General features: G+C 66.5%; 14 protein-coding genes and 1 tRNA gene. 10 read left to right on the top strand and 5 right to left on the bottom strand.

Annotation, left to right across the window (positions count from 1 at the left end; genetic code table 11):
- The first annotated feature begins 356 nt into the window (after positions 1-356).
- The gene (locus MJ606_RS10045; RefSeq protein WP_243049385.1) at positions 357-1,577 is read left to right on the top strand and encodes an efflux RND transporter periplasmic adaptor subunit; all 1,221 of its coding nucleotides are present in this window, start codon (positions 357-359) and stop codon (positions 1,575-1,577) included.
- A gap of 11 nt (positions 1,578-1,588) precedes the next feature.
- The gene (locus MJ606_RS10050) at positions 1,589-4,822 is read left to right on the top strand and encodes a multidrug efflux RND transporter permease subunit (protein WP_243049386.1); all 3,234 of its coding nucleotides are present in this window, start codon (positions 1,589-1,591) and stop codon (positions 4,820-4,822) included.
- 167 nt (positions 4,823-4,989) lie between these two features.
- Here MJ606_RS10050 and MJ606_RS10055 read toward each other — a convergent pair whose 3' ends face one another.
- A complete protein-coding gene (locus tag MJ606_RS10055; protein WP_243049387.1) occupies positions 4,990-6,150 on the bottom strand; it encodes an acyl-CoA dehydrogenase family protein in 1,161 nt (386 codons plus the stop codon).
- 167 nt (positions 6,151-6,317) lie between these two features.
- Here MJ606_RS10055 and MJ606_RS10060 point away from each other — a divergent pair, with 167 nt between their 5' ends.
- From MJ606_RS10060 to metH, 3 genes are read left to right on the top strand one after another with little or no spacing between them, the layout of a single operon-like run.
- Positions 6,318-7,244: a metalloregulator ArsR/SmtB family transcription factor gene (locus MJ606_RS10060; RefSeq protein ID WP_243049388.1), complete on the top strand. Its 927-nt coding sequence runs from the start codon at positions 6,318-6,320 to the stop codon at positions 7,242-7,244.
- Between the two features lie 10 nt (positions 7,245-7,254).
- Positions 7,255-8,334 carry a homocysteine S-methyltransferase family protein gene (locus tag MJ606_RS10065; protein WP_243049389.1) on the top strand — a complete coding sequence of 360 codons (1,080 nt, stop codon included), beginning with the start codon at positions 7,255-7,257 and terminating at the stop codon, positions 8,332-8,334.
- Between the two features lie 6 nt (positions 8,335-8,340).
- The gene (gene metH, locus MJ606_RS10070; protein WP_243049390.1) at positions 8,341-11,028 is read left to right on the top strand and encodes a methionine synthase; all 2,688 of its coding nucleotides are present in this window, start codon (positions 8,341-8,343) and stop codon (positions 11,026-11,028) included.
- Between the two features lie 27 nt (positions 11,029-11,055).
- Here the strand turns inward: metH and MJ606_RS10075 are convergent, their stop codons facing one another.
- Positions 11,056-11,397, bottom strand: coding sequence for a lipid-A-disaccharide synthase N-terminal domain-containing protein (locus MJ606_RS10075; protein ID WP_243049391.1), 342 nt, complete (start codon positions 11,395-11,397; stop codon positions 11,056-11,058).
- A 132-nt stretch (positions 11,398-11,529) separates the two neighbouring features.
- Between MJ606_RS10075 and MJ606_RS10080 the strand changes: the two genes are divergently transcribed.
- Together MJ606_RS10080 and MJ606_RS10085 are read left to right on the top strand one after the other, a co-directional pair.
- Positions 11,530-11,604: transfer RNA gene (locus MJ606_RS10080), tRNA-Val, on the top strand.
- Between the two features lie 286 nt (positions 11,605-11,890).
- On the top strand, positions 11,891-12,343 hold the full coding sequence (locus MJ606_RS10085; protein ID WP_243049392.1) for a hypothetical protein: 453 nt from the start codon (positions 11,891-11,893) through the stop codon (positions 12,341-12,343).
- A gap of 53 nt (positions 12,344-12,396) precedes the next feature.
- On the opposite strand, the gene MJ606_RS10090 is transcribed toward MJ606_RS10085, so the two are convergent.
- On the bottom strand, positions 12,397-13,164 hold the full coding sequence (locus MJ606_RS10090; protein WP_243049393.1) for a hypothetical protein: 768 nt from the start codon (positions 13,162-13,164) through the stop codon (positions 12,397-12,399).
- 352 nt (positions 13,165-13,516) lie between these two features.
- On the opposite strand from MJ606_RS10090, the gene recC reads away from it, so the two are divergent.
- Genes recC through recD form a run of 3 tightly spaced genes read left to right on the top strand, consistent with a single transcriptional unit; the run spans position 13,517 to position 22,636 of the window.
- A complete protein-coding gene (gene recC, locus MJ606_RS10095) occupies positions 13,517-17,005 on the top strand; it encodes an exodeoxyribonuclease V subunit gamma (RefSeq protein ID WP_243049394.1) in 3,489 nt (1,162 codons plus the stop codon).
- Positions 17,002-20,667 (top strand): exodeoxyribonuclease V subunit beta, encoded by a 3,666-nt coding sequence (recB, locus tag MJ606_RS10100; RefSeq protein ID WP_243049395.1) that lies wholly within the window; start codon positions 17,002-17,004, stop codon positions 20,665-20,667. Before recC ends, recB begins: the two co-directional genes overlap by 4 nt.
- Complete coding sequence (recD, locus tag MJ606_RS10105; RefSeq protein WP_243049396.1) at positions 20,657-22,636, top strand: exodeoxyribonuclease V subunit alpha; 1,980 nt, start codon at positions 20,657-20,659, stop codon at positions 22,634-22,636. Before recB ends, recD begins: the two co-directional genes overlap by 11 nt.
- A 9-nt stretch (positions 22,637-22,645) precedes the next feature.
- Here the strand turns inward: recD and MJ606_RS18315 are convergent, their stop codons facing one another.
- Together MJ606_RS18315 and MJ606_RS10120 are read right to left on the bottom strand one after the other, a co-directional pair.
- Complete coding sequence (locus MJ606_RS18315) at positions 22,646-23,074, bottom strand: type IV pilin protein (RefSeq protein WP_343214810.1); 429 nt, start codon at positions 23,072-23,074, stop codon at positions 22,646-22,648.
- A gap of 14 nt (positions 23,075-23,088) precedes the next feature.
- On the bottom strand, positions 23,089-26,937 hold the full coding sequence (locus MJ606_RS10120; RefSeq protein WP_243049397.1) for a PilC/PilY family type IV pilus protein: 3,849 nt from the start codon (positions 26,935-26,937) through the stop codon (positions 23,089-23,091).
- Positions 26,938-26,942 lie beyond the last annotated feature (5 nt).

Below are 26,942 nucleotides of genomic sequence, written 5' to 3' on the forward strand. Positions count from 1 at the left end.
ATGCAAACGCAGACACCCTTCCTTCACGGGTTTCAGACAAAATAGGTAGCCTTGGATCAGATACGGGGATAGCCGGTGCCGTAGACGACCTTGCCCAGCGATCCCCACCGATGGCTGCTGGTATGCCTTTGCCGGGTACGTCAATGGCTCTACAAATTTTAAACTGTACGGTATAGTCCAAGCTCGTACGCCTACAACGAGCCATGACTGACACGCCCCGCCCTCGCCCAGGCACGACTCGGGCCAAGGCATGCGGGGCGGTCGTGTGTTCGATGCAGGCTCGATCCTATTTGCCGACGCCCGGAGTGGCGATGGCGCGCAGCATCCCCGACCACATTAAGAAGAATGGAGCCCACATGAAGTCCTCGTCACTGCGCACGCCCCTGCTGTGCCTTGGCCTGCTCTCACTGGCCGCCTGTGGCAAAGGCAAGGATCAAGGACCGCCGCAGATGCCGCCGCCGGAAGTCGGCGTGGTCAAGGTGCAGCCGCAGACCGAGCCGCTGCACAAGAGCCTGGTGGGCCGCCTTTCCCCTTACCGCAGCGCCGATGTGCGCGCCCGCGTGTCCGGCCTGCTGCTCAAGCGCGCCTATACCGAAGGTAGCGACGTCAAGCAGGGCCAGCTGATGTTCCAGATCGACCCGGCGCCGTACAAGGCCGCACTGAATGCCAACCTGGCCGTGCTGGCCTCGGCCCAGGCGACGTATGCCAACGCCCATGTGGTGGCCGAGCGCGACCGCGCGCTGGCGCCCAAGGGCTATATCTCCAGGGCCCAGCTGGACGCCGATGAAGCCGCCGAGCGCAGCGCCGCCGCCTCCGTCAAGCAGGCCGAGGCCGATGTGCAGAGCGCCCGGGTCAACCTCAGCTATACCGATGTGGTCTCCCCCATCGACGGCCGCTCCGGCCAGCAGCAGGTGACCGAAGGCGCCATCGTCGGCAACGGCACGGCCGACAGCGGTGCCAGCTCGACCCTGCTGACCACGGTCGACCAGCTCGACCCGCTCTATGTGAACTTCACCATGAGCGTGTCCGACCTCGACCAGCTGCGTCGCGCCCAGACGGCCGGCAACGTCACCCTGACCGAGCAGAACAAGGCCACCGTGGCGGTGACCCTGCCGGACGGCAGCGTTTACGGCCAGCAAGGCACGCTCGACTTCTCCGACGCAGCGGTCAACCCGGCCACCGGCGCGGTGAACCTGCGCGCCAAGCTGCCCAATCCTGATCGCACCCTGCTCCCGGGCCAGTACGTCACCATCAACGCCAACCTGGGCGAGCAGCACAACGTGTTCCTGGTGCCCCAGGCCGCGCTGCTGCGCGACACCGCAGGTGCCTACACCATGGTGGTCGGCGCCGACGGCAAGGTGGTGCGCAAGAACGTTACCGCCGACGACACCAGCGGCAGCAACTGGGTGGTGACCAGCGGCCTGCACGCGGGTGACCAGGTGATCGTGTCCGGCCTGCAGCGAGTCAAGGAAGGCGCACCGGCCAAGGCCTCGCCATGGCAGCCCGACCAGGCCGCGCCGGGTGCCGCCAAGCCGGGCGCTGCCCAGGGTGCCGGCAAGCCGGCCAACGGGCAGTAAGGGAGTAGACCATGCCCAGTTTCTTTATTGACCGCCCGATTTTTGCGTGGGTGGTGGCGATCTTGATCAGCCTGTGCGGCACCATTGCGGTGCTGAACATGGGTATCGAGTCGTACCCGAATATCGCTCCGCCCCAGGTGACGGTCACCGCGACCTATCCCGGCGCCAGCGCGGACACCACCGAGAAAACCGTCACCCAGGTGATCGAGCAGCAGCTCACCGGCATCGACCACCTGCTGTACTTCAGCTCGTCGTCCAGCTCCAGCGGTTCGGCCACGATCACGCTGACCTTCGAAACCGGCACCGATCCTGACATTGCCCAGGTGCAGGTGCAGAACAAGGTGGCACTGGCCACGCCACGCCTGCCCACCGAGGTGAACCAGCAGGGCGTCGTGGTGGCCAAGAGCAACCCGGACTTCCTGATGTTCGTGGCGCTGACCTCGGACAACCCCAGCATCGACGGCGACAAGCTGACCGACATCGTGTCCTCGCAGGTGCTCGACCAGATCGGCCGCATCCCCGGCGTGGGCAGCACCCGCCAGCTCGGTGCCGAGTACGCCATGCGCGTCTGGCTCAACCCGGACAAGCTGCAGGGCTATAGCTTGTCGGCCACCGATGTATTCAATGCGCTGAGCGCCCAGAACGTGCAGTTCGCCGCCGGCTCGCTGGGTTCGGACCCCGCGGTCAATGGCCAGGGCTTCAGCGTGACGGTGTCGGCCGAGGGCCGCTTCACCACGCCGGAAGAGTTCAACAACATCATCCTGCGCGCCAACCCCGATGGCACGATAGTGAAGCTCAGCGACGTGGCCCGCATCGACTTCGGTCCGCAGGCTTACGGCTTCGCCGCCACCTGGAACTCCACCGCCACCGGTTCGTTCGGCGTGCAGCTGCTGCCCGGCGCCAACGCGCTGGACGTGGCCACCGCCGTGCGCGCCAAGATGGAAGACCTGGCCAAGAGCTTCCCGCAGGGCGTGACGTGGTTTGCCCCGTACGACTCCACCACCTTCGTGAAGATCTCGATCAAGGAAGTGGTGCACACCCTGGTCGAGGCGATCATCCTGGTGTTCCTGGTGATGCTGCTGTTCCTGCAGAACTTCCGGGCCACCATCATCCCCACCATGGTGATTCCGGTGGCACTGCTGGGCACCTTCCTGGGCCTGCTGCCGCTGGGCTTCACGATCAACCAGCTGACCTTGTTCGGCATGGTGCTGGCCATCGGCATCGTGGTGGACGACGCGATCGTGGTGATCGAGAACGTCGAGCGCATCATGACCGAGGAAGGTCTGTCGCCGAAGGAATCCACCCGCAAGGCCATGGGCCAGATCACCGGCGCCGTGGTGGCGATCACCGTGGTGCTGGCGGCGGTTTTCGTGCCGTCGTCCCTGCAGCCCGGCGCCTCGGGCGTGATCTACAAGCAGTTCGCGTTGACCATTGCCGTGTCGATGGGCTTCTCGGCGTTCCTCGCGCTGTCGTTCACGCCGGCGCTGTGCGCCACCATCCTGAAGCCCACGCACACGCACAAGAAGAACATCGTCTACCGCAAGTTCAACGATGTGTTCGACTGGGTGACGCACACCTATACCGGGCACATCGGCAGCGCGATCAAGCATGCGCCGCGCTGGATGATCGTGTTCGTGCTGGTGGCGCTGCTGTGCGGCTTCCTGTTCACCCGCCTGCCCACCAGTTTCGTGCCCGATGAAGACCAGGGCTATGCGTTGGCGATCGTCTCGCTGCCGCCCGGCGCCAGCCTGCAGCGCACGCAGCACGTGATGGAAGAGATCCGTGGCGTGCTGCTGAAGGACCCGGCCGTCGACGGCGTGTTCCAGATCTCCGGCTTCAGCTTCGTGGGCCAGGGCGAAAACACCGGCATGAACTTCATCCGGCTGAAGGACTGGGACGCGCGCGATGTAACGGCGACGCAGTTCATCCAGCAGGCCAACATGAAGCTGCACTCGATCCGTGACGCGCAGATCTTCGTGGTCAACCTGCCGACCATCCGCGGCCTGAGCCAGTTCGGCGGCATCGACATGTACCTGCAGGCGCGTGCGGGCCAGTCGCGCGACGAGCTGACCCAGGCGCGCAACATCCTGCTCGGCAAGGCGGCGCAGAGCCCGGCCCTGGTAGGCGTGCGTCCGAACACGCTGGAAAGCGCCCCGCAGCTGGACCTGAGCGTGGATCGCCAGCAGGCGCAGTCGATGGGCCTGTCGGTCAGCGACATCTACAACGCGATCCAGCTGACGCTGGCGCCGGTGTACGTCAACGACTTCTCCTACGGCGGCCGCGTGAAGCGCGTGATGGTGCAGGCCGATGCGCCCTACCGCATGGGCCCGGAGGCACTGCAGCACATCTACACCCCGAGCACGCTGGCCACGGCAAGCAGCTCGGCCACCGCCAACAACATGATTCCGCTGGCCAGCGTGGTGCACGCGAAGTGGGACTTTGCCGCGCCGGCACTGACCCGCTACAACGGCTACTCCGCCGTGGAAATCGTGGGCAACGAAGGCCCGGGCTATTCCACCGGCCAGGCCATGGGCGTGCTCGAAGGCATCATCAACGACAACCTGCCCAAGGGCTTCGGCTTTGACTGGACGGGCCAGTCGTACCAGGAAATCCTGGCGGGCAACGCAGCCACGCTGCTGATGGTGCTGTCCATCTTCATCGTGTTCCTGTGCCTGTCGGCGCTGTACGAGAGCTGGTCGATCCCGGTGTCGGTGCTGCTGGTGGTGCCGCTGGGCGTGCTGGGCGCGGTGGTGTTCACCATGCTGCGCGGCCTGCCCAACGACATCTACTTCAAGATCGGCATGATCACGGTGATCGGCCTGGCCGCGAAGAACGCGATCCTGATCGTGGAGTTCGCGGTGGAGCAGCAGCAGGAAGGCAGGACGCTGCGCGAAGGCGTCATCCAGGCCGCCCGCCTGCGACTGCGCCCGATCCTGATGACCTCGATGGCGTTCATCCTGGGCGTGTTCCCGCTGTTCATCTCCACCGGTGCCGGCGCCAACGCCCGCCACGCCATCGGCACCGGCGTGATCGGCGGCATGCTGTTCGCCACCTTCCTGGGCCTGCTGCTGATCCCGGTGTTCTACGTGTCGGTGCGCCGCCTGCTGGGCGACAAGATGGACGAGGCCTCGAACTCGATCCGCGGCGGCCATGGTGCGCCGGCAGCCGAAGCTGGTCCTGCCGATGGCACGCCACCACCGAACGGCATGCAGCCCTTCGACTCGGACCCGCGCCGCGGCGCCTGATCCGAGCACGGCACCAAAGAAAAGCCCCGGCCATGCGCCGGGGCTTTTTCTTGGCGGCTTGGGTGCATAACGTCAGTCGTTCGCGACGACGGTATTGCTGCCCGGCCTGGTCATGACAACGCCCGGCAACAGGGTTGCCGGGCGTTGCTCAAATCACGGCGATGGGCTTAGCGCAGACCGGTTTCCGCGCGCGCGATCACCATCCGCTGGATTTCGCTGGTGCCCTCGTAGATCTCAGTGATCTTGGCATCGCGGAAGTAGCGCTCCAGCGGCATCTCCTTGGAATAGCCCATGCCGCCATGGATCTGCACCGCCTGGTGGGCGATCCACATGGCCGCTTCCGACGCGGTGAGCTTGGCCACCGACGCCTCGGTGCCGAAGCGGCCGCCGTTCTTCTCGGCCTCGCCCTTGGCCCACGCGGCACGCAGCGTCAGCAGCGTGGCGGCATCGAGCTTGCACTTCATGTCGGCGATCTTGGCCTGGGTCATCTGGAAGGTGCCGATCGGATGGCCAAACGCCTTGCGGTCACGCGACCACTGCAGCGTGGCTTCGTACGCGGCGCGGCCAATGCCCACCGCCTGCGAGGCGATGCCGATGCGGCCGGCATCGAGCACGCCCATGGCGATGGAGAAGCCCTTGCCCTCGTCGCCCAGCAGGTGATCCTTCGGACACACGTAGTCGGTGAATTCGATCTCGCAGGTGGCCGAGGCGCGGATGCCCAGCTTGGGCTCGCTCTTGCCGGCGTGGAAGCCCGGCAGCTGGGTGTCGATGATGAAGGCCGACACGCCCTTGGCGCCGATACCCGGCGTGGTGATGGCAAACAGGATGATGTAGCGGGCCACCGGGCCGGAGGTGATCCAGCTCTTCTTGCCGTTGATCACCCAATCGCCGTCGGCATTCTTGGCGGCGCGGGTGTGCATGGCCGAAGCGTCGGAACCGGACTGCGGCTCGGTCAGCGCATAGGCGCCGATGGCTTCGCCCTGGGCGATGGCGCGCACGTACTTCTGCTTCTGCGCTTCCGTACCGTGCTTGAGGATGCCGTTGCAGAACAGCGAGTTGTTCACCGACATGATGGTCGAGGTGGCGGCATCGGCCGCGGCGATCTCGATCATCGCCAGCACATAGGCGATCGGGTCCATGCCCGCGCCGCCGTACTCGGTCGGCACCTCGATGCCCATCAGGCCCAGCTGGCCCATCTCGCGGATATTGTCCAGCGGGAACTCACCCTTGGCGTCCAGCTCGGCGGCCACCGGCACGATGCGCTTCTGCGCGAAGTCACGCGCAATGGACTGGATGGACAGCTGGTCTTCGGTGAAACGGAAATCCATGAACGGCTCCAAGGGGAAGGAGAAAGCCGCTTATTTTAGCCCGCCGGGCGCCCTGACCTCTGTGCGGTCGCAGCACGCGCCGCCACGGCGGCCGGGACCGCACCTTGACGCCAGCCCCGGCCAGGCCTAGCCTTAGGCATCTCTGTATCGCGATATAAGGATGCTCGATGGATCTGGCGACCGCCTCCAGCATATTGCGTCTGCTGGCGGACCCCACCCGCGTGCGCCTGCTGGCCCTGCTCGAACGCGAGGAACTCACCGTGGCCGAGCTGGCCGCCGTGCTGCACCTGGCACAACCCCGCGTGTCGACGCACCTGGCCAAGCTCAAGGAGGCGGAACTGGTCCGTGACCGCCGCGCCGGTGTGTCTGCCTATTATCGCGCCAACAGCGAAAGCGACGAACACCAGCAGACCCTGCTGCGTTCGCTGCGCGACAGCATCGACGACGCCCTGCTGCGCGAAGATGCCGCCCGCCTGCCCGGCGTGCTGGCCCAGCGCGCCCGCGAGGAAGGCTGGGCCGACACCGTGGCCGGCGACATGGAACGCCACTACTCGCCCGGCCGTACCTGGGAGACGCTGGCCCGCTCGCTGCTGCAGTTGCTGGAAACCGGCGACGTGCTGGACATCGCCTCCGGCGACGGCATCACCGCCGAACTGCTGGCGCCGCACGCGCGCTCCATCGTCTGCGTGGACAGCAGCGAGCGTGTGGTGGAAGCCGCCGCGCAGCGCCTCAAGCCGTTCGATAATGTCGACGTGCGCCTGGGCGACATGCATGCGCTGGACCTGGGCGATCGCCGTTTCGACCTTGTACTGATGCTGCACGCCCTTACCTATGCGGAACGCCCCGCCGAGGCGGTGGCGCAGGCGGCCAGCCTGCTGCGCAGCGGCGGCCGGCTGCTCGCGGTGACGCTGGGCAAGCACGACCATCGCGCCGTGGTGGAGCCGTTCGACCACCGCAACCTCGGCTTCTCTTCCGATCAGCTGGACGGCTTCGCCAAGGCGGCGGGGCTGGACGTAATGAGCTGTACCCGGCTCAGCCGCGAGCGCAAGGCACCGCACTTCGAAGTGATCAGCCTGCTCGCACGCAAACCCTGAGGTTCCATCGATGAGCGCCCTGCCCTGGCTGCACCCCGACCGCGTCGCCCTGCTGGAACGCCTGCTGCGCGAACGCATCCTCATCATCGATGGCGCCATGGGCACCATGCTGCAGCAACACCAGCTGGACGAAACCCAATTCCGCGGCGAGCGTTTCGCACACGGCCACGACAACGCGCATGCGCACGACCATCCAGGCAGCTGCGATCTCAAGGGCAACAACGACCTGCTCACGCTGACCCGCCCGGACCTCATCCGCGGCGTGCACGAGGCCTACCTCGACGCCGGCGCCGACCTGATCGAGACCAATACCTTCAACTCCACCCGCATCAGCCAGGCCGACTACCACCTCGAACATCTCGCCTACGAACTGAACCGGGAGGGCGCCGCCCTGGCCCGCGCCGCCTGCGACGCGATGGAAGCGAAGACGCCGGACCGGCCACGCTTCGTCATCGGCGTGCTCGGCCCCACCAGCCGCACTGCCTCGCTGTCGCCGGACGTCAATGACCCGGGCTTTCGCAACGTGACGTTCGAAGAACTGGTCACCAACTACACCGAAGCCGCCAGCGGCCTGATCGACGGCGGTGCCGACCTGATCATGGTCGAGACCATCTTCGACACGCTCAACGCCAAGGCGGCGCTGTTCGCGCTCAGCGAGCTGTTCCACCAGCGGGGGACGCGGCTGCCGGTGATGATCTCCGGCACCATCACCGACCGTTCCGGCCGCACGCTGTCGGGCCAGACCGCGGAGGCGTTCTACTACTCGGTACAGCACGCGCGGCCCATTTCCGTGGGCCTCAATTGCGCGCTGGGCGCGGCCGACCTGCGCCCGCATGTGCAGGTGCTGGCCAACACCGCCAGCTGCTTCGTCAGCACGCATCCCAACGCCGGCCTGCCCAATGCGTTCGGCGAGTACGACGAATCGCCCGAGCAGATGGCCTCCGTCATCCGCGGCTTTGCCCGCGATGGCCTGCTGAACATGGTCGGCGGCTGCTGCGGCACCACCCCCGCGCATATCAAGGCCATTGCCGAAGCGGTGCGTGACTGCGCGCCGCGCGCACTCCCTTCTGATAATGCAAAGGCCGCCTGAGTCCCCATGATGCCCCGCTACACCCGCCTCTCCGGCCTCGAACCGCTGGTCATCACGCCTGATCTGCTCTTCATCAACGTCGGCGAACGCACCAATGTCACCGGCTCGGCGCAGTTCAAGAAACTGATCAAGGAAGAGCGCTACGAAGAGGCCGTGGACGTGGCGCGCCAGCAGGTCGCCAGCGGGGCGCAGATCATCGACGTCAACATGGACGAAGGCCTGATCGATTCGGAAGCGGCGATGACGCGCTATCTGAACCTGATTGCCGCCGAGCCCGACATCGCCCGCGTGCCGGTGATGGTCGACTCCTCCAAGTGGAGCGTGATCGAGGCCGGCCTGCGCTGCCTGCAGGGCAAGGGCATCGTCAACTCCATCTCGATGAAGGAAGGCGAGGACGTGTTCCTCGAACACGCGCGCAAGGTGCAGCAATACGGCGCCGCGGTGGTGGTGATGGCCTTCGACGAACAGGGCCAGGCCGATACCTGCGAGCGCAAGGTGGAGATCTGCTCGCGCGCCTACGAACTGCTCACCACCCGGCTCGACTTCCCGCCGGAAGACATCATCTTCGACCCCAACATCTTCGCCATCGCCACCGGCATCGAGGAACACAACAACTACGCGGTGGATTTCATCGAGGCCACCCGCGAGATCAAGCGCCGCTTCCCCGATACCCATGTATCCGGCGGCGTGTCGAACGTGTCGTTCTCGTTCCGCGGCAACAACACCGTGCGCGAGGCGATCCACTCGGTCTTCCTGTACCACGCCATCCAGGCCGGCATGGACATGGGCATCGTCAACGCCGGCGCGCTGATGATCTATGACGACGTGCCCCAGGAACTGCGCGAGCGCGTCGAGGACGTGGTGCTCAATCGCCGGCCGGACGCCACCGAGCGCCTGCTGGAGATCGCCGAGAAATTCAAGGCAAAGAAAGGCGAGGCCGTCGTCGAGAACCTGGCCTGGCGCGAGCAGCCGGTGCGCGAGCGGCTCAGCCATGCGCTGGTGCACGGCATCGACCAGTTCGTGAACGAGGACACCGAGGAGGCGCGCCAGCTGTCCACGCGTCCGCTCGACGTCATCGAAGGTCCGCTGATGGACGGCATGAACGTGGTTGGCGACCTGTTCGGCGCCGGCAAGATGTTCCTGCCGCAGGTGGTCAAATCCGCCCGCGTGATGAAGAAGGCCGTGGCTTACCTGCTGCCTTACATCGAGGCGGAAAAGCTGCGCACCGGCGACATGGGCAAGAACAACGGCACCATCGTGATGGCGACGGTGAAAGGCGACGTGCACGACATCGGCAAGAACATCGTGGGCGTGGTGCTCCGCTGCAACAACTTCGAGGTGATCGACCTCGGCGTGATGGTGCCTGCGCAGAAGATCCTGGACACCGCGCGCGAGCACAACGCCGACATCATCGGCCTGTCCGGCCTGATCACGCCCTCGCTGGAAGAGATGAGCCAGGTCGCCCGCGAGATGCAGCGGCAGGATTTCCACATCCCGCTGCTGATCGGCGGCGCCACCACTTCGCGCGCGCATACCGCGCTGAAGATCGAGCCGCATTACAAGGCGCCCACCGTGTGGGTGAAGGATGCCTCGCGCGCGGTGGGCGTGGCGCAGTCGCTGGTCAGCAAGGACCTGGTCGACCACTTCATGGCCAAGATCCGCGCCGAGTACGCCGAGGTGCGCGAGCGGCATCGCAACCGCGGCCCCGGCAAGCAGCTGGTGTCGCTGGAGAAGGCGCGCTCGCAACGCTTCAACGGCGACTGGGCGAACTACACGCCGCCAACGCCGCGCCAGCCCGGCATCACGGTGTTCGACCACTATGACCTGGCCACCCTGCGTCCGTATATCGACTGGACGCCGTTCTTCAACGCGTGGGAACTGGCCGGCCGCTTCCCGGCCATCCTCACCGACGAGATCGTGGGCACCCAGGCCTCGGATCTGTTCCGCGATGCCCAGGCCATGCTGGACAGGATCATTGCCGAGCGCTGGCTCACCGCCCGCGCCGTGATCGGCTTCTGGCCCGCCGCCCAGGTGGGCGACGATACCGAAGTGACCACGCCCGAAGGGGAAAAGCTCGCCGTGCTGCATCACCTGCGCCAGCAGGTCGACAAGCCGGTCGACCGCCCCGACTTTTCGCTGGCCGACTTCATCGCACCCAAGGACGCCGGCCGCCAGGACTGGATCGGCGGGTTCGCCGTCACCGCCGGCATCGGCATCGACGCGCACGTGGCCCGCTTCGAGGCGAACCACGACGACTACTCGTCCATCATGCTCAAGGCCCTCGCCGACCGCCTGGCCGAAGCATTCGCCGAGCACCTGCACGAGCGCGTGCGCCGCGAGTTCTGGGGATACGCGGCGGACGAAGCGCTCGACAACCAGGCGCTGATCGACGAGAAGTACCGCGGCATCCGTCCCGCCCCCGGCTACCCGGCCTGCCCGGACCACACCGAAAAGGCCACCCTGTTCCGCCTGCTCGACGCCACCCGCCACACCGGCATCGAGCTGACGGAAGGCTTCGCCATGTACCCGACGGCGGCCGTTTCCGGCTGGTATTTCTCACACCCGCAAAGCCAGTACTTCGTGGTCGGCCGCGTGACCCGCGAACAGGTCGACGACTACGCCAAGCGCAAGGGCTGGACCCGCGAGGAAGCCGAACGCTGGCTGGCACCCAACCTCGATTACGACCCGGATTGAAACAGTATCGCGCCCGGAGAGGCGCGATCAGACCTCGCTCTCGACCAGGTCGCGACGCTTTACCTCGCGCATGTGCACGATGAGGTTGTACACCGAGACGAAGGCGGGGAAGAAGTTGGAGAGAATGCCCACCGAGTCGTTCTTGCCGAAGATGAAGTAGGACAGCAGCAAGGCGCTGCCGATCACCGACAGCCACCAGAACGAAAGCGGCATCACCACGCGCTTCAGCTTGCGGGTGAAGTAAAGCTGCACGAACCAGCGGCTGGTAAACATGACCGACCCCAGCAGACCGACCATCTTCCAGGGCGTGAGCTCGAACCGGCGCAGGGATTCGAGGATATGGACAAGTTCGTGCTGCAGGAAATCCATGGGCTGCGACCAGTGACGTCAAACCGCCTATTCTACTCGGCAACCTTTCAACCAACTGCCTGCGACCTGCTTTTTTTGGCGCTCACGTATTGACCCCTCGCCCCATACCCCGTATATTTGCGCGCTCTCGGCGGGCGGTTAGCTCAGCGGTAGAGCACTGCCTTCACACGGCAGGTGTCACAAGTTCGATCCTTGTACCGCCCACCATCGAATCGAAACCAAAGGCCCGGCATTGCCGGGCCTTTGGTTTTTCATGGCCGCCCAGGTCACTGGCGGCCATGAACGGGAAGCGCCCGGCCCGCCGTACCGCCATCAGCAAACGGACGCGCTCGCCCGCTGCCTCCCCCGTAAGGGCTGCCCCGAGCGGCGACGCCCCTGCCCGTCGAACGCGATGTGCCGACGAGGCCGCGCCATCCGGCCAATATTCCGATACACAAATCGCCCCGACAGGTAGAAAATGGGCGATCAACTTCACCGGAGGGGGGACCGGCTCATGAGTCAGAACGACGCTACGGCGTATCCCGTAATGCAGTTGCTTGTCGTCACGCGCAGTTTGGTGGAGCTCACGGACCGTGCGGTCTCCGACAGCGAGCTGTCGCGGGCGGCCGCCGATGTCCTGGTGTTCGCGGCACGGCAGGCGGCCAAGCTGGTGGAGGAAGTGGTGAGCGCACGCTCGCACGATCCCGCCGGCGCACATGCCTTCGCGCAGTGTCCCAGCAGCGCCGATCTCGATCGCGCCTACAGCGACCTCGAATGCCTGGCCGAGGCGGCCGGCATGATCCGCGCGCACGGCATCGGCTCGCAGTACCGTGCGCACCTCGCCTATCTCATGCGCTACGCCGCCGAATCGGCATGCAGTGCGCTGGAACGAGCCGAACGCGGCATGGACGATGCCCCCGTGGCCCCCACCCTCACCGGCCTGCCGCCAGCCACGCTGCACAACTGACGTTTCGCGAACGCCTGCGCCGGCGATGTTGCACCGCCGGCACCGCTTGCCACTCAGTTCGTGGCCCGCTTGTCGTCGGGCGAGGGGACCTGTTGCAGCGGCCCCACCTGGACATGGCCTACCCAGCCGTCGAAGACGCTTGCCGCCATCGTATCGACCACCTTCACCACAGACTGCGCGGTGGGGCAAACCGTGGGATCGACGTTGGGCTGCGCCATGGTTCCCGAACCGGCCATGCAGAACCGGGCGCCGCTGTTGCTCAGCCGGGTCAGCTCGGCCATGCCCGCCGTATAGCGCTGTTCGGCACGTACCGCCGCGACGCTGTCGGCATAGGTTTTCCGCATGGTGACCAACAGCTGCTCGGCAGCCTGGCGCTCGTCCGCCGACGCCGCCTTGTGGAGCGACTCGTACGCCTGGCGGTAATCGGAATTGGGCCGCTCGGAGGCCAGCGCCAGCCATGCCAGCGCCAGCGGCCGGTTCACCGGCTGATGATCGCCGTTGAGCGCCATGATGCCGAGCACGTACTGCGCCGGCTTGCTCGCCCAACTGGCGGCCGTCGTGAAGAATTTCTGGGCATAGGCGTAGTGGTGGCTGCCATAGTTCTGCGTGGCCAGGCAGTAGTAATAGTCGGCTGGCAGGAAGCGCTCCTCGCCGATCGCGCAATTGGTACCGGCAAGCTCGGCATCGGTGGGCACATCGTCATCCTGCGCCGGCGCAGCACCTGCGGCAGCCGTGTTCGCCAGCAAGGGCGGTGCAATAGCCAGCGCCAGTGCGGCGGCCAGCCCTATCGACCATGAGTTCAAACATCGCTGCTTGTCCATGCTGCTGTTCTCCTGTTCGTTGGGGAGGGGAAGACACGAATCTTAACGGGGATGATAGCCCTGCCGATGACAGTGCAAGGCACTGTAATGACGCAATATTTTGCGCCCACGTGACCCCAGCGAACGCTCATCGACAACCCACGGGCGGGTGACGACTGGATCGCCACAAGCGTTTGGACGTCCAAACGGATGCCTTGCCCCCGGCCGCCACGAAGCGGACGCGGCAACCCGCGTAGCGCGCTGAAGCCGCCCCGGCCTCTCACGAGCCGAGAAGGCCATCGATGATGATGCGGGACATCGCGCACCCGCTCGGCGAGAATGTCCCCATGACCCAAGCCGCCCCCTGCCTGCCGTGAGCCACAGCCTGGACCTGCCCCTGGAGGCCCCGATCGAGCCGGGCCTGATGGTGATCCATGGCAACCGCATGGAAGACCTGCGCGACCTGCTGGCCGCATGGCTCGCCCGCGCACCGCTGCGCCCGCTGGAAGACGAGCTGATGCTGGTGCAGAGCAACGGCATCGCCCAATGGCTGAAGTGGGCGCTGGCGCGCCCGGCGGCTGATGGCGGGCTTGGCGTCAGCGCCGCGATCGACGTGCAGTTGCCTGGCCGGTTCCTGTGGGCGGCCTATCGCAGCGTGCTCGGCCGCGAGGCGGTGCCCACTACCTCGCCGTTCGACAAGTCCCGGCTGAGCTGGCGGCTGTTGCGCCTGCTGCCACAACACCTGCATGAACCCGATTTCGCGCCGCTGCGCGACTTCCTTCGCGACGACCCGGACGAGCGCAAGCGCTTCCAGCTGGCCGAGCGCGTGGCCGACCTGTTCGACCAATACCAGGTCTACCGCGCCGACTGGCTGGCGGATTGGGAAGACGGCCACTATCGCCTGCGCGACGAACTGCGCGGCCAGCACACGCCCCTCGCCCCCGACCAACGCTGGCAGGCACGCCTGTGGCAGTTGTTGCTGGAGGACGTGGACAGCGAGCGGCACAACCACCGCGCGGCGGTGCATCAGGCGTTCCTCGAACGCATCGGCCAGCTGGGCGCGCGGCCGGCCTCGCTGCCCAGGCGCATCGTGGTGTTCGGCATCTCCTCGCTGCCGCAGCAGACGCTGGAAGCACTGACGGCGCTGGCGCGCTTCAGCCAGGTGTTGCTGCTGGTGGCGAACCCGTGTCGCCATTACTGGGCCGACATCATCGAGGATCGCGAGCTGCTCAAGGCAAGCCAGCGTCGCCAGGCGGGCAAGCCCGGCCTGCCCGCGGAGCCACGCTATGAAGACCTGCACCTGCACGCCAATCCACTGTTGGCGGCCTGGGGACGACAGGGGCGCGACTATATCCGCCTGCTCGACGCGTTCGACCGGCCGGACGGCTACCGCCAGCAATTCGCCGCGTGGAACCGCAGCATCGACCTGTTCGCCGACACCGACGGCAGCACGCTGCTGCGGCAGATCCAGCAGGCCATCCTGGACCTGGAACCGCTGCCGGCCGAACCTGCCGAACGCCGCCCATGGAAGCCGCACGACACCTCGCTGCGCTTCCACGTGGCGCACAGTCCGCAACGCGAGGTGGAGATTCTCCACGACCAGTTGCTGGCGATGTTCGAGGACGCTCACCGGCGCGGCACACCGCTGTCGCCGCGCGACGTGATCGTGATGGTGCCGGACATCCAGACCTATGCCCCGCACGTGCAGGCCGTGTTTGGCCGCGTGCCGCCGGATGACCCGCGCCACCTGCCCTGCTCCGTGGCCGACCAGCCCACCCGCGGCGCGGTGCCGTTGATGGTGGCGCTGGAACACCTGCTGTCGCTGCCCGACTCGCGCTTCGCGGTCAGCGACCTGCTGGACCTGCTCGACGTGCCCGCCTTGCGCAAGCGCTTCCAGATCGACGAAGCCGGATTGCCGACGCTGCGGCGCTGGATCGAAGGCTCGGGCATCCGCTGGGGTCTCGACGGCAGGCAGAAGCAGAGCCTGGAACTGCCCGGCATCGAACAGAACAGCTGGCGTTTCGGATTGCACCGCATGCTGCTGGGTTACGCCGTGGGCGACGGAGAAACCTGGCAAGGCATCGCGCCTTACGACGAAGTGGGCGGGCTCGATGCCGCCATGGTCGGCCCGCTCACCGAGCTGTTCGATCAATTGGAGCGTTACTGGCAATCGCTGCGCGAACCCGGCACGCCCGCCGAGTGGCACGCGCGCCTGCAAGCCTTGCTTGGCGATTTCTTTGCGCCCGACGACCCCGCCGACAGCGATCGCCTGACGCGCCTGGGCGATGCCCTGGATGCCTGGCAGGAAGCCTGCGCCGAAGCCGCCTTCGCCCAGCCCATGCCGCTGGGCATCGTGCGCGAGCACTGGCTCAAGGCGATGGACGAGAGCCGGCTCTCGCAACGCTTCATGGGCGGCGCAGTGAGCTTCGGCACGCTGATGCCGATGCGCGCCATCCCGTTCCGCGTGGTGTGCCTGCTGGGCATGAACGATGGCGACTATCCGCGCCGCCAGGCGCCGGTCGACTTCGACCTGATGGCGCAACCCGGGCACGCCCGTCCAGGCGACCGCTCCCGTCGCGAGGACGACCGCTACCTGTTCCTCGAAGCGCTGGTCTCGGCACGCGACGCGCTGTACATCAGCTGGGTGGGTCGCAGCGTGCGCGACAACAGCGTGCTGCCGCCTTCGGTGCTGGTCGGCCAGCTGCGCGATTACCTTGCGGCCGGCTGGCATCGCGAGGGGGACGACGCCGGCAACACAGCCACCGGCAAGGCGCTGCTCGATGCGATGACCACGGCCCACCCGCTGCAGCCCTTCAGCCGCCGCTATTTCAGCGCCGATGCCGATCCGCACGTATTCACCTATGCGCGCGAATGGCGCCAGGCGCATGAGCTGCCGGCCACGGCGCCCGCTGCACACAAGCTTGCCGCGTGGGTGCCCGATGCCGCGCTTGGCGTGGGCCAGCTGCAGAGTTTCCTGAGCCGCCCCGTGCGCTACTTCTTCAACCATCGCCTCAAGGTGCATTTCGCCGGGCTGGACGAAGAAGCCGCCAACGACGAGCCGTTCGGGCTCAACGCACTGGAACATCACCTCGCCACCGCCACGGTATTGCGGGCCGCGGTGAACGCGGCCGACGCCAGCGAAGCCGTGGACATCGCCACGCGCCAGCTCGCCGAGCAGGGCGCGCTGCCACCCGGCGGATTCGGTGACCTGCTGCGCGATGCGCTGGCGCGGGAAAGCCGCGAGCTGGCCAACAGCTGGCTCGCCGCCTGCCATCGATGGCCGAAGGCCGCCGACAAGATCGAGCTGCAATACGCCGCGCATGGCGTGCGCATCGAGGACTGGCTGACCGATCTGCGCACCGACGGCGCTGCAACCTTCGTGCGCCTGGAACTGGCGGCCGGCAAGCTGCGGCAGAAGAACGGCGACATCCGCCACGACAAGTTGATCGGTGCCTGGGTGATCCACCTGCTCGCCCATGCCCAGGGGCTGCATTTGCACACGCACATCATCGGCAAGGATGCACAAGTGACCTTGCGTGCCCTTGATGCCACCGAAGCACGCGCGTTGGCAGACGACCTGCTGGCCGCGCTGGACGAGGGCATGCGCGCGCCGCTGCCCATCGCCCGCAAGGCCGCCTTCGCCTGGCTGCAATACGCCGACGACAGTGAGAAGGCCCGCAAGCAGGCCCAGCTCGTCTACGAAGGCAGCGGCTTCGGCGGCGCCCCTGGCGAAGTGGAAGAAGACCCCTGCCTGGCCCGCGCATGGCCAAGCTTCGCGCGCATGCAAGCGGCCGGCTTCGACAGCTGGCTGAAGCTCTATCGCCCGCTGATGGATGCCGCCGCGCTGGGAGACGCCGCTTGAATACCAGCGCCACGCTCCAACCGCTGCAGCTGCCGCTGTACGACATCCAGCTGATCGAGGCCAGCGCCGGCACCGGCAAGACCTGGACCATCGCCGCGCTCTACCTGCGCCTCGTGCTCGGCCATGGCCGCACCGACGCGGAACCGCTGCTGCCGTCGCAGATCCTGGTACTCACCTTTACCAAGGCCGCCACCGCCGAGTTGCGCGAGCGCATACGCGAGCGCTTGGGCGAAGCCGCGGAAGCCTTCCGGCACGGCCACGCCACCGACGATTTCCTGCGCGACTTGATCGCGGCCTACCCGAACGACGATGCGCGCGCCGTCGCCGCCCGTCGCCTGGAGCTGGCCTCGCAATGGATGGACGAAGCCGCCATCCATACCATCCACGCTTGGTGCCAGCGCATGCTCGGCCAGCACGCCTTCGACAGCGGCCACCCGTTCGTGCAGGACACCGAGACGGACGAAAGCGAGCTGCTCGCCGAAACCGTGCGCGACTATTGGCGCAGCCACTTTTCCCCGCTGGACCGCGACGGCGCGGCGCTGGTATCGCGCTGGTGGAACAGTCCATCGCTCCTGCAGAAAGCCCTGCGGCCGCTGTTGCGCCAGCCCGTGGAGAACCTGCGCCTGGACGGCAAGCCGCTGCCGGAACCGACCCAGGTGCTGGATGCGTTCCATCGCCATGTGGAAGCGGCGCGCGCGGCGGAAGCCGTCGCGCGGCAGCAGTGGCTCGATGATGTCGACAACATCGAGGCGATGTTCGCCAGCGCGCTGGACGCCGGCGCCCTCAACGGCGTCAAGATGAAGCGCGAAAAGGTAATGGGCGAGCTGGCCCTGCTGCGCGACTGGTCGCAAGGGCGGGAGGATGCCGGCGAAACACTGTCGCGCTACAGGCAATCCGCCCTCGCCGACGCCAGGAACAAGAACGCCGCGCCACTGAGCCATCCCGCTTTCGTGGCCATCGAGGCCTGTGCGGACGCCCAGTCGAAGCTGGCGCCGCTGGAAGCCGCGGTACTCGCCCACGCCACCACCTGGGTAACGCGGCGGCTTGAACAGACCAAACAGCGCCGCGCGCAACTCGGCTTCGATGACATGCTCAAGCGCCTGGACGGCGCGTTGCACAGCCACGCCGGCGCGCGACTGGCCGACACCGTGGCCAGGCAATACCCGATCGCGCTGATCGACGAGTTCCAGGACACCGACCCGCTGCAGTGGCGCATCTTCCGTCGCATCTATGCTGGCCGCGGCACCACGGGCCTGCTGCTGATCGGCGATCCCAAGCAGGCGATCTACGGCTTCCGTGGCGCGGACATCCACACCTACCTGCGTGCCCGCGCCACGGCGCAGCAGCCCACGTGGACGCTGGATACCAACTACCGCTCCACGCAGGCGCTGGTCAGCGCGGTCAATCGCGTCTTCGAACATGCCGACACGCACGCCGAGGGGGCGTTTGCGTTCGGCAAGGGACAGCACGCGCTGCCGTTCCACCCGGTGACGGCGCATGGCCGCGACGATCAGCTCGTACTCGACGGAGAACCGTTGCCACCGATGCAGCTGGCGGTGGAAGCGGGCGCGGAGGCCATCAGCGGTGGCGCCTATGTCGAGCTGATGGCACGGCAGGCGGCGGCATATCTGGCGAAACTGCTGACGGCGGCGCACGAGGGGCGCTGTGGCTTCAGGGCGCCGGATGGCATCGTCACTCCCTTGCGGCCCGGCGACATCGCCATCCTCGTGCGCAATGGCAACGAAGCGGCCCGGATACGCGGGGAGATGCAGCGGCTGGGCCTGAAGAGCGTCTATCTCTCCGACCGCGATTCCGTGTATGCCTCGGCCGAGGCTGCCGACCTGCTGCGCTGGTTGCAGGCCTGTGCGGACCCCGCCTCCGATCGCGCCATGCGCGCGGCCCTGGCGACGCCCACGCTGGGACAAAGCGATGCGGAGCTGGATCGCCTCAACCTCGACGAACATCACTGGGAAGCCTGCGGCGAACGTTTCCGCCAGTTGCACGACAGCTGGCGACGCCATGGCGTGCTGGCCATGCTGCACGATCTCCTGCATGCCTTCGACCTGCCCGCCCGCCTGCTCGCCCGCCCGGAGGGCGAACGCGCGCTGACCAATCTGCTGCATCTGGCGGAACTGCTGCAGCACGCCGCCGCGAGCCTGGATGGCGAGCATGCGCTGATCCGTCATCTCACCGCGCAAATGGCCACGGCTGCCGATCCACAGGCGGAAACGGCCGAGGAACAGATCGTGCGACTCGAAAGCGAGGCCGCGCTGATCAAGGTCATCACCATCCACAAATCCAAGGGCCTGGAATACCCGCTGGTATTGCTGCCCTTCATCTGCTCCGCCCGCGAAGTGAAGCGCGATGACAGCTTCCTGTGGCACGACGCCGAAGGCGAGCCGCAGATGGACCTGCGCGCGGACGAAACCGCCCGCGCGCTGGCCGATCGTGAGCGCCTGCAGGAAGACCTGCGCCTGCTCTACGTGGCGCTCACCCGCGCGCGCTATGCCTGCTGGCTGGGCATCGCCTGTTATCGGGTGGGCAACAGCAAGACACCTTCGCTGCACAAATCCGCGTTTGGCCATGTGCTTTCCGGCGGCGAGGTCATCCAGCCGGGCGATCTCATGCGCCGACTGGAAGACCTGCGCGGCGGCCACCCGGGCCTTTCCATCCAGACCTTGCTGCCGATCGAACCCGCTCCGCTCAAGGCCACCCACGACGAGATCACTCCGCTGTGGGAGGCGCGCACCTACCAGGGCCCCGCGCAGGAACGCTGGTGGGTGGCCAGCTACAGCTCGCTGAAATACGCGGAGGCGGACCCTGCCCGCATCCCTGCCCCGGAGACCGCCGCGCAGGACGTGCGCATCGAACTTGGCAGCGAACAACCGGCCATGCCCGAGACCACGCAAGCTGCGCCAAAGGGCATGCACGCCTTCCATGCCGGCGCCGAGGCAGGCACGTTCCTGCACGACCTGCTCGAATGGGCCGCCGACGAGGGCTTCGCTGCCGTCGCCGCCGATGCCAGCGGACTGCAGAAGGAAATTGCCCGCCGCTGCCAACGCCGCGGTTGGCAGTCCGACATTCCGCTGCTGTCGCAATGGCTGCCCGCCCTGCTGCGCACGCCGCTGGCGCTGCCCGGTGACGTCTCGGCCAGCCTGGCCGAGATGGGCAGCTACTACGCCGAAATGGAATTCTGGTTCGAAGCCAACCACGTCGACACGCTGGCGCTCGACCGGCTGGTCACCGCGCACTCGCTCGACGCGCAATCGCGCGTGCCGCTGCTGGCCGAACGCATCAATGGATTGCTCAAGGGCTTTATCGACCTGGTGGTCGAACATCAGGGGCGCTACTACGTGATCGACTACAAATCGAACAGGCTCGGCACGGATGCCAATGCCTACACGCCCACCGCCATGCGCGAGTCGATACTGCGCGAACGCTACGACCTGCAGTACGCCATCTACACACTGGCGCTGCATCGCCAGTTGCGCGCGCGCCTACCCGGCTACGACTACCAACGCCATATGGGCGGCGTCGCCTACCTGTATCTGCGCGGTGTCGATGGCACCGGTCACGGCGTGCACCAGGAACGCCTGCCGCTGGCTTTGATCGATGCGATGGACCGCCTGTTCGCCACAGGAGCACGCGCCCATGCGGCATGACCCGCGGCTCGACCTGCTGGAACAGGCCACGGAGCGCGGCATGCTGCGCGCCCTGGACGTGGCCTTCGCCCGCTTTCTCGCGGCACAAGACACCGCAGCCTCTGCCGTGGTGCCCCTGCTGGGTGCACTGGTCAGCCGGCAACAGGCCGATGGTCACCTGTGCCTGGATCTGACGACCTGGCGACAGCTGGCGGAGGAATTCGCATGGCCGTCGAGCTGGCAGGCGCTGGTCACCGAGGCCGCCGCCGATCCCCATGCGTTGACCACATCCATCCTTGTGGCCACGCCCGCCCACCACGCGCGCAGCGCCTCGCCACTCGTGCTGGATGGCAACCGTCTTTACCTGCGCCGCTACTGGAACCACGAACAACGCGTCGCCCAGGCCATTGGCCGCCGATTGGCACAGGCGCCCAACGCACCGGAAAAACTGGCCGAACAATTGGCACGGCCGTTTCCTGCCGCCAATGCCGATGCACCCGACTGGCAACGCATCGCCTGCGCGCTGGCCGCACGCGGCGCGTTCACCGTCATCACGGGCGGCCCGGGCACCGGCAAGACCACCACCGTGGTGCGCCTGCTCGGCCTGCTGCAGACCTTGCAACGGCACGACTCGCCCCGCCCCTTGCGCATCCGCCTGGCCGCGCCCACCGGCAAGGCCGCCGCCCGCCTGCAGTCATCGATCAGCACGCAGATTGCGCAGCTCGATGTCGATGCCGACGTGCGCGCGACGATTCCCAGCCAGGTCGATACCCTGCACCGCCTGCTCGGCGCGCGCCCGGATACGCGCCGCTTCCGCCATGACAGCAGCAACCCGCTGCACCTGGACGTGCTGGTCATCGACGAAGCGTCGATGATCGACCTGGAAATGATGTCCGCCGTGCTCACCGCGTTGCCGGATGACGCGCGGCTGATCCTGCTCGGCGACAAGGACCAGCTTTCGTCGGTCGAAGCGGGCGCCGTACTGGGCGATCTTTGTCGACGCGCCGAAGCCGGTCATTACAGCGCCGCCACCGCCGAATGGTTGCGAAAGACCACCGGTGACCGGGTCGACGCCTGGGTGCGTGACGATGCGCTGCCGCTGGATCAACACGTGGCGATGCTTCGACACAGTCATCGTTTCGGGGCGGACAGCGGTATCGGTACGCTAGCGCAGGCAGTGAACGAAGGCAGCGCCACACGGGTACGCCAGTTGCTGACTCAGCCGCAAGGCGACATCAGCTGGATGGACGCCAACGCCGACACGCCACGTCTCGCCGAACTGGTATTGGAAGGTGCCGCCGCCCGCTTCGCCTCGCGCCGGGATGATGCGCTGCCCCAGGGCTACCGTCATTATCTGGAATGGCTGCAGCGCGAGCGCCCTCCTGCGAACGCCGGAGCCGCCGCCTTCGATACATGGGCAGGTGGTGTGCTGGAACGCTTTGGCAGCTTCCAGTTGCTGTGCGCGCTACGCCGGGGTCCGATGGGAACGGAAGGCCTCAATCGCCAGATTACCGACATTCTGCATCGCGAAGGCCTGATCGACGCCAACCATGAATGGTACGAAGGCCGGCCGGTTATGGTGACCCGTAACGACTACAGCCTGGGACTGATGAACGGCGACGTCGGCATCGCATTGCGCGTGCCCGACGAGCGGGGCGCATTGCAGTTGCGCGTGGCCTTCGAAGTGGCCGGCGATACGGACGATGCGCGCACGCGCATCCGCTTTGTGCTTCCCTCCCGCCTGGGCGAGCGCGAAACGGTCTACGCCATGACCGTGCACAAGTCACAGGGCTCGGAGTTCGATCACGCCGCGCTGGTGTTGCCGGAGGAATCCAGCGCCGTGCTCACCCGCGAGCTGCTCTACACCGGCATCACCCGTGCCCGCCGCTGGTTCAGCCTGGTCGGCCAACGAGCGGTCATCGACAACATGACCGGGCGTCCTACCCAGCGATATTCCGGCCTGTGGGAACGCTTGTCCGCCCGCCCCTAGGTCCGGCCGTCACCAGCATGCGCCATTGGTGTTTCTCGAAATATCGGAGGCAGCGGGAAGCTTTCTTCCCGTGCTGTCGATCGAGAGATTGCCGCACGCATCCTTCGCCTGGATCGCTTGTGGTGTCGCCATCGCTACATAGCCCTGCGCCGTACCCTGCGTATCGGTGAGCTCCACCTGCGCAACGTAATAACCCTTCTCCGAGGCTGCATCCGTTGCCGCCGAGAACCCGAGGCTGGGCAGGTCACCGTACCGCTGATGTACCGTGTAGTGGCGCTCCTGCGCCTGGGCGATGCGCAACAGCAGTTCCTGCCCGTCCACGCGACGGGCGCGATAGGCGTAACGACCATAGGCGGGCACGGCCACCGCGGCGAGTATCGCGACAATGGCCACAACCACCATGAGTTCGATCAGCGTAAATCCCTGTCGACGATGCACCCGTCGCCTCCTTGTTATTGGTCGCTGTTGAGCACGCGCCACGAGCGCCGACGCCAGAGCGCATCGCCGATGGAGAACGTGCGGCCATCGGAAGCCAGGCTGACTCCGGGGAAGTAGATTTCGCCTCCTCCCGCGCGGACGGCCGCAGGCAATGAGCCCCCGGTGGGCGCATCGGTGATGCGGGCACCGGCCTGGCTGTAGGCACCCTTCCAATCGACGACGGTGCCGAGGTTGACGCCTTGCGCCGCGCCGCCGGTCGCCGCATCGACCACCATCACGGCACCCTGCGTCTTCGGGTTGCATGGGTCGGCCTGCTGCGGCATCAGCGTGGTGATGATGGCGCGGTTGCTATCGAACAACGCGGTGGCATCCACCACCACGCGTTCGCCCCGGTTGGTTTGCCGGCCATCGCCATCGGCGACGTACAGCAGGAAATACCAGCCGTCGATGGGCCTACCCGCGCTGTCGGATGGCGGCACGGCGTGAGTGGTCAGGCCGCGTATCTGCGCTTGCTCGGCCAGGGTTTGCTGCACCAGCCGCGAGGAGCCCTCGATGACCGTCCGCGCCCCGGCCACGCCCGGGTCGCGAATGCCGTAGACGGCCTGCGTCCTGGTCGATGCATCGATGAGGTTGTCGCTGCTGCCCAGGTACTTGCCCGTGCCGAATACCACCATGAAATGCCCGGTGGCCGGATCGGGAAAAAGCCTCGGCATCACGGTGATGGGGCGATCGCCTGCGATGACCGGCCTGAACAATAGATCCACCCGCCAGTTCTGCGGGTTCTCGTCGCGCAGGTCGAAACGCCACAGGTTGCCGAGCAGGTCGCCGGCGAAGGCCACATCGTCCACCTGGTCGTTCTCGTAGTCGCCCAGCACCGGCGTGGTGAGCCCATGGCTCTTCACCGGGCCCACGCCGGCGACCGTCTCCGGGGTGCGCAATTCCCTGATAAGCGCGCCGGTCTGGGCATCGAGCACGAACAACGAACTGGATGGGTGGGACGCCGCCGGGTCCGTGCTATCGGCAGGGAAGTAACCGCTCGGCACCAGCACGGCCCACTTGCCATGGGCCAGGCGACCGATGTTTGGACGTCCAAATGTATAACCCAGGCGTGCGGGATCGCCCACTGCGCTGGGCGTCATGTGGTTGAATTCCCACAGCACCTTGTCCGCAGGGCCCATCACCTTGCCCGACGAGGCTCCCTCGCTGGCCGAGGCTTCGGTGATATCCAGCGCGTACACTCCGCGCCCGCCCAGGCGCAGGCCCGCGACGAGTATCGTGTGCCAGCCCACCTTGCCACCGGAACCGAAGAAGACATCCCGAGTCACCGGCGTCCCATCTACCGTGGGCGCATATTGGAACCGGGCCAGCGCGCTCATGCCGCGCAAGCCGCCATAAACCGAGTAAGGCACATACGCCCAGCGTTCCGTACCTGGGTCGGGAGCGACGTCAACCGCAGCAACGCGGGTGCCGCTGGTGGTGGCGTCGAAGGCGTGCAGCATGCCGTCGTTGGCGCCCACGTAGAGCGTCGGCGCCCGCTTCAGGTGGTCAGCCACAAACTGCTCATAGCTGTGGAGCAGCTTGCCATCCCGATCGACGGCCATTTCCGGCGCGGGCGTGGTTGGCGTGCTTCGGCGAGAAGGAAAGTTGTCGCGATAGCCGCTGGCGGGATAGACCACATAGGCGGCCTGGGCATTGATCACCGCACCCAATACCGAGCTGCGCGGACGAAACACCGTGCCCTCCTTGCTGCGAATGCCGCGGATCCACGCCAGCCGATCCAGCCCATCCTCATCGCCACTTGCCGAGCCAAAACCCGGATCGACGGCGTTGATCGCATTGACCACGGTCGTCCCCTTGAACGCCGTGCCATGACCGGGCCCGGTCGCGGTACTGGTGAGTATCACGCGGTCCTCGTGGTCGCCCGTACGCGCATCCAGCCGTTGCTCGGCCAGCCATTGAACGGTTCCGATGCGGCCGCCTGCGTCGACCTGATGCGCCTGCACGCTGCCGCTCCAGTCATCACTGCTGAACCCGGTAAGAAAGGTGACGGCATCCGCGCCAAGCACGCTGGCATTGAGCGTGCCGGCAGTGACGGCGCCATTGCGTGCCACAACGCCATGGATGATCCGCCTGAGCCGATCAGCCAGCTGCTGCGGATGACTGGCGTTGAACAGCTCGCCGCGGCTGTTGATGGCCGCATGCCAGGTATCGTCCAGCTTGGCGGGCGTAGCGATGGTTTCGTCATTGGGTGCGCTGGCCCAGTCGGACCAGGTCTTGGCACCCTTGCGCAAGGCAGGCAGGTCATCGGGAAAAGTCAGTTGCCCGTCCAAGCCGAAGGCCACGACGTACTGCACCAGGTGCTGCCATGTGGCCGGATCGTTGGCCGGGTTGAAGTAAACCTCGTCGGGCAGCGTCTTCGGGTCGCTGCCGATCGCCGCGGTGATGGACGTGCCCGTCACCCCCGTGGTCCGGTCCGGCAAGTAAGGCACCACGTTGTCGGCAAGGTCGGGCCGCAGGTCGGTGGCCCAGTAGTGGAAGGCCACATCCGCGAAACCGGAGCGTTGGTTCTGGCTCGGCCCGCCACCGAAGATCGTGGCCGCCTGGCTGGAAGGGACATACCGGCGTCCGTCCGGCAGCACCGTCGTCGTCTGGTCCGGGTTGGCGCCCACCCATATAGGGGTGCCCTGGGCGTCCTTGATGTCCTTCCAGGCGTCGGTGAAGCCCGGGTCGTCCTTCCAGCCACCGTCCGTCACCAGCAGGCTGTAGTTGCGCCGGCAGCTCAGCTCCTTGCCCGACGCCGTGTCGTAATAGGGGTTGTTCTCCGCCAGGCGATTGTTGGATGGCCCGAAGTAATGGGCCACGCGCACGATGGCACTACGCGTCGGCGCGCCATGGCCACCGGTGGCGTTGCTCGTATAGATGAAATGCGCGAAAGCCTGGCGCTGGGCGTTATCGGACAATGGCTTGATCAAGGCACTCGTGGTGAGCTGGGCGGTATTGAGCCGCTGCCATTGAACGCGAAGGGTGCCGGAAACCGATGCGAAGGCGCGCAGCAGCGCCGATCGCGCAGCCAGCTGGCGGGTGCGGTAGAAGCCGTACCAGATCGCGAAATTCCTCTGCTGATCCATCGGTAACGTAGTGACATCGACGGCCACATACCGGGTCGGGTCATGGAGAGCCGCGATGTCATGGGCGGGTCCGGTGAACCGGTAGAAGAACGCATGCGCCTGCGTGCCATCGGCATTCGCATACGGGAATGGCATATAACCGTTCACACCGGGGTCGCAGCTCACGGACGGCGCGTTGCCGGTTCCGGCAGGAAGAATGACGTCGGGTTTGGGGAAGTTTCCGCCAGACCAGGTGATCTGATAGTTGATGGCCAGGTTGCGGGCGGCGCGGCTTCCCCCTGTATTGGCACCGATGCCGTCTTCCCAGGCGGCGGTGATGCTGCCCTCGTCCATCGCGGTGCCATCGAGCTTGCTGGGCGCCACGTAGGTTTGAGTCTCGTCGTAATAAAGCGTATTGACCGCCGGCGAGAAGTTCCACGCATGGACAAGGTTGCTGCCATCGGCACTGAACCAGCCACAGATCCGGCGACCGCTGGCCGGATCTGTGATCATCCCCGCATAGGCGCCGTAGATAGCCTCGCCCTCGCCAAGGAAACCCGGCACGAAACCCTGCGCCATGCTGCCGGAATCGTCATAGGTAAGCACCAGGTTGGGCGCCACCGCCGGCGTCAGCTCCGGTGGCGTCGCCGAAAGATCGACCGTGTCCGCGCGCAAAGGCAGGCCGCCACCGGCAACCATCAGTGCTGAAACCAGCGATGCCGTGCGCAGTCCCTGCATCACCGAGGCACGCATCATCCTTC

Source organism: Dyella sp. RRB7, assembly GCF_022761115.1.
In the GTDB taxonomy this organism is placed as follows: Bacteria; Pseudomonadota; Gammaproteobacteria; order Xanthomonadales; family Rhodanobacteraceae; genus Dyella.